10 protein-coding genes are annotated in these 13,415 nt (G+C 38.9%); 8 read left to right on the top strand and 2 right to left on the bottom strand.

All coding sequences use genetic code 11. The annotated features are described in order from the left end of the window. Nucleotides 1-9 precede the first annotated feature (9 nt). The 6 genes from AC07YT_RS20605 to AC07YT_RS20580 all read left to right on the top strand — a co-directional run bounded on the left by AC07YT_RS20605 (nt 10) and on the right by AC07YT_RS20580 (nt 7,428). On the top strand, nt 10-2,382 hold the full coding sequence (locus AC07YT_RS20605; RefSeq protein WP_086548160.1) for a M1 family metallopeptidase: 2,373 nt from the start codon (nt 10-12) through the stop codon (nt 2,380-2,382). Nucleotides 2,383-2,833: 451 nt separating this feature from the next. Continuing rightward, nucleotides 2,834-4,876 carry an excinuclease ABC subunit UvrB gene (gene uvrB, locus AC07YT_RS20600; RefSeq protein WP_086548159.1) on the top strand — a complete coding sequence of 681 codons (2,043 nt, stop codon included), beginning with the start codon at nt 2,834-2,836 and terminating at the stop codon, nt 4,874-4,876. A gap of 77 nt (nt 4,877-4,953) precedes the next feature. Next, nucleotides 4,954-6,246, top strand: a complete 1,293-nt coding sequence (locus AC07YT_RS20595; RefSeq protein WP_086548158.1) for a DUF3472 domain-containing protein — start codon at nt 4,954-4,956, stop codon at nt 6,244-6,246. Nucleotides 6,247-6,301: 55 nt separating this feature from the next. Further along, complete coding sequence (locus AC07YT_RS20590) at nt 6,302-6,499, top strand: YwbE family protein (RefSeq protein ID WP_086548157.1); 198 nt, start codon at nt 6,302-6,304, stop codon at nt 6,497-6,499. 130 nt (nt 6,500-6,629) lie between these two features. Further along, nucleotides 6,630-6,878: a DUF4834 family protein gene (locus AC07YT_RS20585; RefSeq protein WP_086548156.1), complete on the top strand. Its 249-nt coding sequence runs from the start codon at nt 6,630-6,632 to the stop codon at nt 6,876-6,878. Nucleotides 6,879-6,978: 100 nt separating this feature from the next. Next, nucleotides 6,979-7,428: a nuclear transport factor 2 family protein gene (locus AC07YT_RS20580; protein ID WP_086548155.1), complete on the top strand. Its 450-nt coding sequence runs from the start codon at nt 6,979-6,981 to the stop codon at nt 7,426-7,428. Here the strand turns inward: AC07YT_RS20580 and AC07YT_RS20575 are convergent, their stop codons facing one another. Together AC07YT_RS20575 and AC07YT_RS20570 are read right to left on the bottom strand one after the other, a co-directional pair. After that, entirely contained in the window at nt 7,429-7,938 is a 510-nt protein-coding gene (locus AC07YT_RS20575; protein WP_086548154.1) for a GbsR/MarR family transcriptional regulator, read from the bottom strand. It abuts the gene before it with no gap. A gap of 60 nt (nt 7,939-7,998) precedes the next feature. Then, the gene (locus tag AC07YT_RS20570) at nt 7,999-9,084 is read right to left on the bottom strand and encodes an alginate lyase family protein (protein ID WP_086548153.1); all 1,086 of its coding nucleotides are present in this window, start codon (nt 9,082-9,084) and stop codon (nt 7,999-8,001) included. 129 nt (nt 9,085-9,213) lie between these two features. Between AC07YT_RS20570 and AC07YT_RS20565 the strand changes: the two genes are divergently transcribed. Both AC07YT_RS20565 and AC07YT_RS20560 read left to right on the top strand, forming a co-directional pair. Then, nucleotides 9,214-11,709, top strand: a complete 2,496-nt coding sequence (locus AC07YT_RS20565) for a YfhO family protein (protein ID WP_086548152.1) — start codon at nt 9,214-9,216, stop codon at nt 11,707-11,709. A gap of 833 nt (nt 11,710-12,542) precedes the next feature. After that, nucleotides 12,543-13,397, top strand: coding sequence for a UDP-2,3-diacylglucosamine diphosphatase (locus AC07YT_RS20560; protein WP_086548151.1), 855 nt, complete (start codon nt 12,543-12,545; stop codon nt 13,395-13,397). Nucleotides 13,398-13,415 lie beyond the last annotated feature (18 nt).

The raw sequence follows: 13,415 nt of genomic DNA, 5'->3' as shown, positions 1-13,415 counted from the left end.
AACCGTATAATGAATAAACTATTTACTTTAACCGGCCTGCTATTCTTTTCTGCTAGTGTAGCTATGGCTCAAAATACCCAGAATAACCCGGGGAGTAACCATGGGAATAAATTTGAGCAGTTAGGCACCATTTTACCAACACCTAATGAACAACGTACCGCCAGCGGAGCGCCAGGAGTTAAATACTGGCAGCAACGTGCCGATTACAACATTAAATGTGAGCTGGATGAAAAAAATCTGTTGTTAACCGGATCTGAAACGATTACTTATACCAACAATTCTCCCGATCCTTTAACTTATGTCTGGTTGCAGCTTGATGAAAACGAGCATAGCACAGATAGAAATGCCAATTATCAGGATGCAACTAAAATGCCTGCCACGGGAACGACTAAAAACTTAGATCAGTTAAGTGCAACAGGCAACAACGGTTATGGAATAAATATTACCAAATTAACCGATGCAACCGGTAAAAACTTACCATACACGGTTAACAAAACCATGATGAGGGTTGATTTACCTGTAGCGCTGAGAAGTGGTCAAAAATTTATCTTCAACATCGATTGGAACTATAAAATTTCTGACCGGATGAGTGTAGGTGGCCGTGGAGGTTATGAGTTTTTTCCAACAGACGGAAATTACCTGTTTACCATGACGCAGTGGTACCCACGCTTATGTGTATACAGCGATTTTCAGGGATGGCAGAACCATCAGTTTACAGGTAGAGGCGAGTTTGCCTTAACCTTTGGCGATTTTAAAGTTCAAATGACAGTTCCGGCTGATCACCTCGTGGGATCAACAGGAGAGTGTATCAATTATAGCGCTGTTTTAAATCCTACACAATTAAGCAGGTATAATTCGGCCAAAACTGCAGCAGCACCTGTAGAAATCCAAACCTTGGCTGAGGCTAAAGCTGCAGAAACCAAAAAATCTACCGCTAAAAAAACCTGGGTTTTTAATGCGAATAATGTCCGCGATTTTGCCTGGACATCTTCCCGCAAGTTTATCTGGGATGCCATGCCTCAAAAAATTCAGGCCAATAACAACACGGTAATGTGTATGAGTTTTTATGGAAAAGAAGCATACAATCTTTACAGCAAGTTTTCTACCCGCGCGGTGGCACATACCATTAAAACCTATTCAGATTTTACTATCCCTTATCCTTATCCGGTTGCACAAAGTATCGAAGCCGCAAACGGAATGGAATATCCGATGATCTGTTTTAACTACGGCCGTACAGATACTGACGGAACATACAGCGAAAGCACTAAAAATGGCATGTTAGGTGTAATTATTCACGAGGTGGGACATAACTTCTTCCCTATGATTGTCAATAGTGATGAGCGCCAGTGGACCTGGATGGATGAAGGATTAAACTCTTTTGTGGAGTATTTAACCGAAGAGCTTTGGGATAACAAATTTCCAAGTAAAAAAGGGCCTGCATATACCATTGTTGATTATATGAAATTGCCAAAGGATGAACTGGAACCAATTATGACCAACTCTGAAAATATTACCCGTTTCGGTCCGAATGCCTATTCTAAACCTGCTACTGGTTTAAATATCCTTCGCGAAACCATCATGGGAAGAGAACTTTTCGATTATGCATTTAAAGAATACTCGAGAAGATGGGCCTTTAAACACCCTGAACCTGCTGATCTTTTCCGTACGATGGAAGATGCCAGTGGTGAAGATTTAGACTGGTTTTGGAGAGGTTGGTTTTATGGAACCGATCCATGCGACATATCATTAGATAGCGTAAAATTTGCGAAAGCCGATTTCCCGAAAGATTTACCGGAAGCCAAATCGAAAATGGTTAAAATTGATAAACCTGCTGTTAATGCCTTTGAGGATATTTCGAAAATCAGGAACCGTGAGGATAAGAAAATTAATTTTTATGTAGATAAAACGCCTGCAGCTCAAGATTTCTACTATAAATATGATAGGGGAATGGTTGCTGTTGATACCACTGTAGCTGTTAAAACGGAAACCGCTGCAACACAGGAAGCTGTTCCTTCAGCGGAGCAGGACAAATATGGAGATAAATTTCTTTACGAACTGAGTTTTAGCAATAAAGGAGGTTTAGTAATGCCTGTAATTGTTGAGTTTACCTATAAAGACGGAACAAAAGAAATAGACCGTATTCCGGCGCAGATTTGGAGACATAATGAATTGAAAACAGCTAAGTTTTATGTTAAAAATAAAGAAGTAGCCTCTATTTTAATCGATCCACTGCGCGAAACTGCAGATATCGATACCTCAAATAACAGCTGGGGTGGCAAGGCAAAAGAAAGCAAGTTTAAAGTATATAAAACCAAAGCTGGCGGAGCAGTAAGAGGCCAATCGGTTGGTAAAAACCCAATGCAAGCTGCTGCGGGTAAATAATCATGTCGCCATCCTAAGCGACCGCAGTGGAGAGATCTTTTAATATAGCTCAAAGATCTCTCCACTGCGCTTTGCTCCGGTCGAGATGACGCCGATTTTAGAATCTGTCAATCGTAGCTTGTCGAAAGGATTGAGAAATCCCCGTTGAATTTTTTCAATGGGGATTTTTATTGAGGTGTAATACTAAGAATCAACCTAGTAAATCAGAAGTTAAACTTTCGATTTACTAGGTTGATATGTCTTTAATCTATCTGAAAGGCTATCTGGGTATTGAAGGTTATAAAATTCTGATGGGAATAAATTTCTTATTACGCCAACTTTTCTGACTTTCTCCTGTTTTAGACTTTGCAGCCTAAACCGTATATTTCCTGCCAACCGTTTATGTTTTATAAGCGGAGGAGAGAACATTAAAATTGATTTAAAGATCAATTTTAACTAAGTTTGATTACCCATGAAATTTAAAATCACCTCAGAATATCAACCTACCGGAGATCAGCCCAACGCTATAAAACAATTGGTAGATGGCGTAAATGCCAACGAACATTATCAAACTTTATTAGGGGTTACCGGATCGGGAAAAACATTTACGGTAGCCAATGTAATTGAGCAGACGCAAAAACCTACCCTGATTTTGAGTCATAATAAAACTTTGGCGGCCCAGCTTTATGGTGAGTTCAAAAATTTCTTCCCTGAAAACTCGGTTAATTATTTTGTTTCATATTACGATTATTATCAGCCTGAAGCTTTTATTGCATCGAGCAATACTTATATCGAGAAAGACCTGAGCATAAACGAGGAGATTGAAAAACTCCGTTTACGTACTACATCGTCATTAATGAGTGGCAGACGGGATATCATCGTGGTATCCTCTATCTCCTGCATTTATGGTATGGGTAATCCCGAAGATTTTTCGCGCATGGTTTTCCGTTTTGGCGTGGGTTTACGGATTTCGAGGAATGCATTTTTGCATAGCTTGGTGGAGATTTTATATTCCAGAACCACAACAGACTTTAAACGCGGAACCTTTAGGGTTAAAGGCGATACCGTTGATATTTTTCCAGCCTATCTTGACCATGCTTACCGCATTTCTTTTTTCGGTGATGACATTGAAGAACTGTCTTCAATTGATCCCGTTTCCGGAAAAACTATCGAGAAATTAGAAGATATGGCTATTTATCCTGCCAATCTTTTCGTTACACCGAAAGATAGGTTCAATTCTTCGATCTGGGGAATACAGGAAGAGCTGGAAATCCGCAAAAACCAGTTAATTGCAGACCGACATTTGCTGGAAGCAAAACGTTTGGAAGAACGTACCAACTTCGATATCGAAATGATGAAGGAATTGGGTTATTGTTCTGGAATTGAAAACTACTCACGTTTCTTTGATGGAAGGCAACCTGGCATGCGTCCTTTCTGTTTGTTGGATTATTTCCCGGAAGATTATTTAATGGTGATCGATGAAAGTCACGTTACCGTTCCGCAGATCAGGGCCATGTATGGTGGAGATAGATCGAGGAAATTATCTTTGGTGGAGTATGGTTTCCGTTTGCCGGCGGCACTTGATAACAGACCTTTAAACTTTAACGAGTTTGAAGCCCTTGCGCCGCAAACCATTTATGTAAGTGCAACTCCGGCCGAATATGAATTGGAAAAATCAGAAGGTGTGGTAGTAGAGCAGGTAATCAGACCCACAGGTTTGTTAGATCCTGTTATTGAGATCAGACCTGCTATTAATCAGGTTGACGATCTTTTAGATGAAATAGACATTACCATAAAAGATGGCGGACGTATTTTGGTTACCACATTAACCAAACGTATGGCTGAAGAACTGACAAAATACCTCGATCGCTTAAATATCAAAACCAGGTACATCCATTCTGAAATTAAAACCCTTGAACGTGTAGAAATTCTTCGTGGTTTACGTTTAGGAGAATTCGATGTTTTAGTGGGAATTAACTTACTGCGTGAAGGATTAGATTTACCCGAAGTTACCTTAGTGGCTATTTTAGATGCCGATAAGGAAGGTTTCTTGCGTTCGGAGAAATCGCTCATCCAAACCATTGGCCGTGCGGCCCGGAACGATAAAGGCCGTGTAATTATGTATGCTGATGGCATTACAGATAGTATGGAGAAAACAATATCAGAAACGAACAGGCGTAGAGATATACAGATTGCCTACAATCTCGAAAATGGTATTACCCCAAAAACAGTTGGAAAATCAAGAGAAGCCATTTTAGAGCAAACCTCGGTGCTCGATTTCTCGCAAAAGGCAAGTGATAATAAAGCAAGGGCCTATGTCGAAAATGCAGAAATCAGTATTGCTGCAGATCCGATTGTTCAATATATGGGTAAAGCGGAACTGCAAAGGGCAATTGATACTACCCGTAAGGACATGCAGAAAGCAGCAAAAGATATGGACTTTTTGCAGGCCGCAAAATTGCGTGATGAAATGTTTGCCCTGGAGAAAATGTTCAACGAAAAATTCGGTAAGTAACGATTTGGTTTTAAAGATTGATTTTTAGATAATTTGACTTAGAATTGCAATTCAATAAGTTATCTAAAAATCATCAAATGAAATCTCTAAAACTAGTCACGCTGATCGTACTCGGCGCCCTGGGACTTAAAAGTTATGCCCAAAATGCGACAACAATATCCCTCCCACTTGCAGGCAATGCTTACAGTTCCTTACATGAAGATGCTGAAAGAACCCTTTCTAACAGAGGAATTGTTAACTGGTCTAATCCGAAAGAATATTTTACAGCTTATTTTAGGGTTTCCAAGCCTGGTACAGTAACGGTATCGCTAAGCGACAAACCTGTTTTAGATGGGCAATCGGTGGTGGAATTTGCCATTAACAACCAAGCCAAAAAGGTAAATTTTGATGAAACCAAGCCATTTGACGGTAAGATTGGCGAATGGAGCATTAAAGACACAGGTTACGTAGCCTTAACCATTAAAGGAATAAGCAAAAGTGCCGGCAAATTTCCCTCGATACAGACTTTATCCATCGGCGGTACAGCTATTGAAGGCAAAACCGCTTACGTTAAAAACAATGAAGGCAACTTTTTTCATTGGGGCAGACGTGGGCCATCGGTTCACCTGAACTATCAGCAACCAGAAAATGTAAATGCAGAGTGGTATTACAATGAGGTAACCGTACCAAAAGGAGAAGATATTTTAGGTTCTTACTTTATGGCAAATGGATTTGGCGAGGGTTATTTCGGTATGCAGGTAAATAGCCCTACAGAACGACACATCTTGTTTTCGGTATGGAGCCCTTTCAGTACTGATGACCCTAAAAGTATTCCCGAATCACATAAGATTAGAATGCTAAAGAAAGGCGAAGGTGTACACACAGGAGAATTTGGGAATGAAGGCGCTGGAGGACAGAGCTACCTGAATTATATGTGGAAAGCAGGAAACACCTATAAATTTTTATTGCATGGCGTACCCGGAAAAGATAGCCTAACCACTTATACCGCTTATTTCTTCGCACCCGAAACCAACAAATGGCAATTAATAGCCAGTTTTACCAGGCCACAAACTAAAACTTATTTAAAACGTTTCCATTCCTTTTTAGAAAACTTCTCACCTGTACAGGGCGACCTGTCGCGTAAAGTTTTGTTTGATAACCAATGGATCTGCGATGATAAAGGAACCTGGACTGAATTAAAATCTGCCCGCTTTACGACTGACAACACTGGAGCAAAAGGATACCGGATGGATTATCAGGGTGGGTTAGATAAAGGCGCCTTCTATTTGAAGAACAGTGGCTTTTTTAACAACTATACCACACCAAGAAAAATCTTTACCAGAAGCACTGCCGGTAAAAAACCTGAAATAGATTTCAGTAAATTACCTTAACACTGAAAATAATTATGGAATTTTGAAGCTTTAATTATTATCATATTACAGCAGAATGGACGGGCAAAACAGAAAAGACATTTATCCAGGATTAGAAGTCGGGATTATTTTGAAGAAAGATCAGCGATCGGGAAACATCACCTATGGTGTAGTGAAAGATCTGCTTACTTCATCCGCATTTCACTCCAGAGGGATAAAAGTGAGGCTCGAAGATGGTCAGGTAGGCCGTGTAGCTGAAATTATTGAAGATTAAATGGGAGGTTATTAAAACCTTTGCAGGCTTATTTGCGTATTATATTTGTAATCAAAATGCAATTAAAGGCTAAATAAGTAACAAAATAAATTTTATGACGTCTATATTTGTAACAACAGTAATTTAAAGAATGGCATTAGTAAAATTCATTTTCATCGCAATATTGGTACTTTGGCTGATCAGAATGTTGATTAGGTTAATTCTGCCAATGCTGTTTAATAACCTGGCCAGCAAAATGCAAAGTCAGGCAACAGGGCAGCAACAACAAAGAAGATCAAAACCTGAAGGCTCTATTTCGATAGATTATATGCCTCCAAAGCCTGATCAAAGTAAAACAGATAAACTCGGCGACTTCGTAGATTACGAAGAAGTGAAATAAAAAGAACCCTGAACTTGTTTCAGGGTTTTTTGTTTAAAATTCAAAATATATAGTCTAAGTTTAATGCCTCAACTCGAAAACCAGATATACACGCTCAGTTATGAAATATTTTATTGTTTTTATCTCCTTATGGATCATCAGTAAGAAATGCTTTAGCCAGACCAAACAGGATAGTTTAGCAATCAAACGTGCTGCTCTTGATTACATAGAATCGCAACATAACCCAAATCCTAAACAAATGGAGCAGGCTTTGCATCCGAGGCTTGTTAAAAGAACATTTTGGACAGACAAGGAAACCAATAAAGATTATGTTCGTGAAACCTCTGCAGAATCGATGGTTATCTTAGCCGAAAACTACAACCGCAAAAAAGACAAGTTCCCCGCTGTTCCTAAAAAAGAAGTTAAAATGCTTGATATCTCAGAGAAAACAGCTTCAGTTAAATTAATTGCAGATGAATGGATCGATTATATGCACCTGGTTAAATTAAATGGCACCTGGAAAATTATTAATGTGCTTTGGCAATTTAATGATAGTGCAAGGCATAAATAGTTATGGCTTGAACACCTTCAATACCGAGCCCCAGAACCAGCTCTCTTCTGCTTTAAGCATCGTTTCCAAGGTTTTATCTACATTGACGGCCAGTTTATTTATATCGTTTACTGATTTTTTGAAGGTTTTAAACGCGGGGTCCTTTTCATCGCCCACTACCGTTGACAGCTCATTTAAAACTTTTAAAACCGGTTCTAGCTCTCTTTTTTTACGCTCTTTGGCTACCTGACGGGAAATATTCCAAACATCTTTATCTGCAAAAAAGTATTCTTTTCGTTCGCCGGCTTTGTGTTGTTTTTCAATTAAGCCCCATCCGATTAAGTCGCGGAGGGTCATGTTGGCGTTTCCTCTTGAAATACTGAGCGCTTCCATGATTTCTTCGGTGGTAAGCGCTTCGGGAGAAATTAGCAATAATGCATGTACCTGGGCCATGGTGCGGTTAATTCCCCATTCAGAGCCTAATTTACCCCATGCTTCTATAAATTTTAATTTCGCTGCTGCTAATTCCATACACAAAGATAAATTTATTTTCAAACTTTCAAGAATTATTGAAAGTTTATTTGTTGGGATTTATTGGCTTTCTCGTTGTATTTTATCCAGCAGCATTTGCCAATTGGTTTCATTGTTATTTACTTTTTTTAACAGCTCAGCCTGTGCCCTATCGAAATAGACAGATAGTTTTAATACAGGTAAAGCCAAATCTGGTTTAAACATCGTTCCCGGTGCAAATCCAGGTTCATTATTCTTTGCCCGGTCGCGGTCGAATTTAACAGTCGTATTTACATATTCTTCATGCTGTTTTTCGCCATTGATGTATGGGATCATCCATTCTACCGATTTTTTGATCGATGATCCTTTAGGCGACTCATAGGTATAAAAGTTGGTGCCCTTCGCCCGATCAATCATGATGGCCAGTTTCAGCATTGGTTCCAGGTCGTAAATGTGGTAATGCATGGCATCGCGCTCTTTAAAATCCAAACTTGTTCCATCAGGATATAAATTGATATTGATGTGGCTTTTCAGATTGTCGATGGTCCATTTAATAAAATGCTGATTGTTTAAGGTGTAACCAATTTCGCCAACCTCTTTTAGACGGTGAGCGTTCCAGTTATTAATGGCAGTAGCTCTCCCCGCTTTCATGCGTTTGCTGTTAATTTCTGCTAAAGCCGTTTCAGTAAGCCATTGTTCAATCTGTTTTTTATCAGCTGCTGGGATATCTTTTTTAATCAGGTCGTAAGCTTCAATGGCTTTATCGAGATTGGTATCGTCAATAGGATCGCCATTGGGTTTATTGATTTTCGCCCATGCACTCAGAAATTCTACACATTTGTTTAAATATTTTTGATCTTCCGTTATCCGGTATTGTAAGGCCAATGCAAACATTTTGTTCATGTCAGCCAGGGCTAATCTGGTTTTTTCCTTTTTTGGATTTCCTTTTAATAATCCTTCAGTTCTGATGGTATCAATTGGGTTGGGGTTTTCGTTTAGATAATTTAATGCTGATTTTTCAAAGCCTGAGTATAGTTTTTTGGTTTCCCCATCATTTTTGAGCTGCCTTTTCAGCTTTTTAATTTCATTGGTATTCAAACTTACAATTTGCGAAAACGAAGAAAAAGATAATAATGCAAGAGCGATTGTAACGACAAACTTTCTCATAATAAATAGGTTGAATTTTTATTCCTGGTTACAAATCTAATTTTTTATTCAGCATGCATTTAATTTATTACTTTTTTATACCGCCCATTTTTTTATTTTTGACGTTCGTTTAAACTTAAACAAACCTTAATGAATAACTGGTTTAATAAAAATGGCATTCACTTAGCCATTATTGCATTTTTTGTAGTCATTACTTTTGCCTACTTCAGTCCTGTTTTGCAGGGTAAAGCACCACAACAGGGCGATGTTTTGCAGGCTAAGGCCATGCAAAAAGAAATTATGGATATTAAGGCAAAAGATGGTAAGGGCCCGCTTTGGACCAATCAAATGTTCGGCGGTATGCCAGCTTATCAGATTTGGGTACAGTACCCCCTTAATATCACAACATACGGCATCGATGTAATTAAGGGCATATTCCCTGATCCTGTTGGAACAGTTTTATTATACCTTTTAGGCGCTTACCTATTATTTTGTGTGTTAAAAATAAACCCTTGGCTTGCTGCTGCGGGGGCAATTGCATTTGCATTTACCTCTTATAATTTTATCATTATTGCAGCTGGGCATAGCAATAAGGCATTAGCAATTGGCTTTTTTGCTCCTATTTTAGCCGCTATTATTCTCATCTTAAGGGGCCGGTATTTGGTTGGTGGAAGTTTACTTGCACTGTTTATGGCTTTAGAAATCCGCTCTAACCACATCCAAATGACCTATTATTTATTTATAGCGTTGTTTATTCTAGGCTGTATAGAACTTTATCATGCCTTTAAAGCAAAACAGCTTCCAGCATTTGGTAAGTCTGTCGCTTATATTGTTGCAGGTATTTTTCTATCAGTTCTGGTAAATGCAGGTACCCTATGGACAACCTACGAGTATGGCAAAGAAACCATTCGAGGAAAATCTAATTTAACTACCGATAAAGCTGAACCTGCAAATGGTTTGGATAAAGAATATGCTTATCAATGGAGTCAGGGGGTTGGAGAGAGTTTCTCTTTCTTGATTCCAAATATTTATGGAGGAGCAAGTAGTATCGACGAAATTATTAAACCTGAAAGCAATACCTATAAAGCAGTTGAAAAAAATCTTTCTGGTGTAGATCCAAGGCAAGCAATTGGTTATGTTGCACAGAATCTTGGCGCTAACCAATACTGGGGTAAAAAGCCAGGTACTGCAGGCCCTTATTACTTCGGTGCAATTATCTGCTTCCTATTTGTTTTCGGATTGTTTATTGTACAACATCGTTGGAAATGGTGGATTTTAGGATCGAGTATTTTGTTGTTGTTCCTTTCTTTCGGAAGTAATCTGCCATTTATTTCAGATATATTCTTCGATTACTTACCAGGCTACAATAAATTTAGAGCAGTAGAATCCATTTTGGCCGTAGTTGGCTTGTTAGTGCCATTACTGGCAATATTAGCTGTTAAGGAAGCACAGGAAGGTAAATATGATCAAAAATATTTGGTTCAACGTTTAACATGGTCAGCTGGTATAACCGGTGGATTTGCCTTAATTATTGCAGCTATTCCTACTGCTTTCTTTAGTTTCACACAGGCTAACCAACCACAACTATTAGAGGCATTAACACAGGCATTACAAAATAACAGAGGCGCTGCAATGGAGATTTTGAACGGCATAGTTGCTGACCGTGTGGCTTTAGCACGTGCTGATGCTTTACGTTCTTTATTGTTCGTTGCTATTGGTTTTGGAATTACCTGGGCTTTCATTACCAAAAAATTGAACATGCAATTGGCTTTTGGTTTATTGGCATTATTTGTTTTAATTGATTTGTGGCAGGTAGACCGCCGTTATTTAAACAACCAGAATTTTGTAAGTAAATCTGATTTAGATAATCATTATCAGCCAAGAGACGTAGATAATTTTATCTCAGCCGATAAAGATCCAAATTTCAGGGTTTTCGATATGTCGTTGGGCGATCCGTTTAAAAGCGCAGAAACTTCTTATTTCCATAAAACAGTTGGTGGTTTCCACTCAGCAAGATTAAAGCGTTTTCAGGAGTTGGTTGATAACCAGTTAACCAAAAGCATTAACCAGGATGTGCTGGATATGTTGAATACGAAGTATATCATTACGCAGGATCCCCAAAACGGATCGTATAAAATGCAGCGTAATGCAACGGCTGCGGGTAATGCCTGGTTTGTACAAAGTGTGCAGTTTGCTAAAAACGCTGATGAAGAAATGAAGGCCATTAGCAGTTTTGATGCTAAGAAGGAAGCGATTGTTGACGAAAGTTTCAAAAGCTCGATCGATACCAAACGTTTAGGAACTGGTCAGGAAGGTTTTATTAAATTAACCAACTATAACCCTGATCATTTAACTTACGAATACTCAACCGCTAAGGATGTAATTGCGGTGTTTTCAGAGATTTATTATGATAAAGGCTGGAAAATGTACATCGACGGTGTTGAAAAGCCTTATTTCAGGGCAGATTATGTTTTACGTGCAGCGCAATTAGAAGCAGGTAACCATAAACTTGAGTTTATTTTCCACCCGACATCGTATTACACCGGAGAGAAAATCTCTTTGGCAGGATCGATTTTGTTACTGGCCGGATTAGGTTTTGGGTTTTACTCAGAAGAAAAGAAGAAAAAGAAAGCCGTTAAAGCTTAGTAATTTCTCAAATAGATTTACACCCCGCGGATTTTGATCTTGCGGGGTTTTTTGTTGCCTGTGTATTTTTGCCAAGGAAATACAGAATATTCCCTCGGACTCGTCCTCCTGAACTTGTTTCAGGATCTATTAAGGAGCCCTTAGTCAATAGTCTCCAGTCCAAAGTCGATTTCCATCCCTCGATTTGTCAACCTGAGCGGAGTCGAAGGACTTTTAAGATAAATTCACTGCGCATCATGCGATTCTGAGCATTCACACTTGCGATCGTCCTCCTGAACTTGTTTCAGGATCTATTAAGGAGTCCTTAGTCAATAGTCTCCAGTCCAAAGTCGATTTCCATACCTCGATTGCCATCCTGAGCCTGTCGAAGGACAAATGTTTTTTTGTTTTCGACAAGTAAAGGTCTTCGACAGGCTCAGACTGACAATAGATATACTTACTTCTTGCATGACAGACACCAATGCGTTATTGCATTCCACTTTACAGACCATCTTTGCAATGGCGACGGTGAGTAATGAACTAATGAACCAATGACTAATGAACTATTGAACCAAAAGCCTTAACATGTCATTTTAACATTCTTTATCAAATGGAATAATAATTTAACAATGTCGTAACATTTGTTTGATATACAGAGTCTTACCTTTGTAATGTAAATCAGATGATATGTTAGAATCATTCTTTGCCGTATGCTTATTAATTGTTGTACTTTATTTCTTTAGCCCCTTTGAGGTAAAACTCGATGAGGAAGAGGAGTGGTAACCCAACTAATTTATCTCTGAACTGCTTTAACCGGGCGGTAACAAAATCCTTCCCCCCTAAATTTCCCGTTTATGGATAAAAGAACTGTCGATGTAGTCGTAATTTCCGATGTACATTTAGGTACCTATGGTTGCCATGCCAAAGAATTGCTAAAATACCTTAAGAGCATAAAGCCCAAAATTTTGATTTTAAACGGCGATATCATCGATATCTGGCAGTTTAGCAAAAGTTATTGGCCCGAATCGCACATGAAAGTGATCCGTAAACTGATGAAATTCGTATCAGAAGGGGTGCAGGTTCACTACCTGACCGGAAATCATGATGAGATGCTCCGTAAATTCGACGGCATGGAAATGGGGACTTTCCACCTCCAGAATAAATTGATCTTAGAACTTGACGGTAAAAAAGCATGGTTTTTTCATGGCGATGTTTTCGATGTAACCATGCAGCACTCTAAATGGCTGGCCAAACTTGGTGCGGTTGGTTACGATACACTGATCCTCATTAATAGTTTTGTAAACTGGGTACTTACCGCATTTGGCAGGGAAAAGATGAGCTTTTCGAAAAAAATCAAAGCTAAATTTAAGGATGCCGTTAAGTTCATCAATAGTTTTGAGCAAACTGCAGCTGAACTGGCGATTGAAAAGGGATATAACTATGTGGTTTGTGGTCATATCCATCAGGCTGAACAACGTGAAATTGCCACCGAAGACGGGAAAGTGGTTTACCTGAACAGCGGCGATTGGGTAGAAAGTTTAACCGCTTTAGAATATGAAAACCAAAAATGGACAGTGTTTAAGTACGAGCACCAACATTTTACGAAAGATGAGTTAGACGAAGGAATCCTTTCTGATGCCGAGGATTTAAAAAGTAAACTGGACATAAATATTCTTTTACAGAATATAAAATATGAAATTGCCCAATAATTTTAGATATTCGGGCAT

Source organism: Pedobacter sp. GW460-11-11-14-TSB4, from assembly GCF_059423705.1.
This window is presented reverse-complemented; position numbering and strand designations above follow the sequence as displayed.

What these genes read in the sequence shown, in the direction of transcription:
- AC07YT_RS20595 (WP_086548158.1), top strand. Translation starts at nt 4,954, where the DNA reads ATGAAATCTCTAAAACTAGTCACGCTGATCGTACTCGGCGCCCTGGGA.
- AC07YT_RS20590 (WP_086548157.1), top strand. Translation starts at nt 6,302, where the DNA reads ATGGACGGGCAAAACAGAAAAGACATTTATCCAGGATTAGAAGTCGGG.
- AC07YT_RS20585 (WP_086548156.1), top strand. Translation starts at nt 6,630, where the DNA reads ATGGCATTAGTAAAATTCATTTTCATCGCAATATTGGTACTTTGGCTG.
- AC07YT_RS20570 (WP_086548153.1), bottom strand. Translation starts at nt 9,084, where the DNA reads ATGAGAAAGTTTGTCGTTACAATCGCTCTTGCATTATTATCTTTTTCT.
- AC07YT_RS20575 (WP_086548154.1), bottom strand. Translation starts at nt 7,938, where the DNA reads ATGGAATTAGCAGCAGCGAAATTAAAATTTATAGAAGCATGGGGTAAA.
- AC07YT_RS20605 (WP_086548160.1), top strand. Translation starts at nt 10, where the DNA reads ATGAATAAACTATTTACTTTAACCGGCCTGCTATTCTTTTCTGCTAGT.
- AC07YT_RS20560 (WP_086548151.1), top strand. Translation starts at nt 12,543, where the DNA reads ATGGATAAAAGAACTGTCGATGTAGTCGTAATTTCCGATGTACATTTA.
- AC07YT_RS20580 (WP_086548155.1), top strand. Translation starts at nt 6,979, where the DNA reads ATGAAATATTTTATTGTTTTTATCTCCTTATGGATCATCAGTAAGAAA.
- AC07YT_RS20565 (WP_086548152.1), top strand. Translation starts at nt 9,214, where the DNA reads ATGAATAACTGGTTTAATAAAAATGGCATTCACTTAGCCATTATTGCA.
- uvrB (WP_086548159.1), top strand. Translation starts at nt 2,834, where the DNA reads ATGAAATTTAAAATCACCTCAGAATATCAACCTACCGGAGATCAGCCC.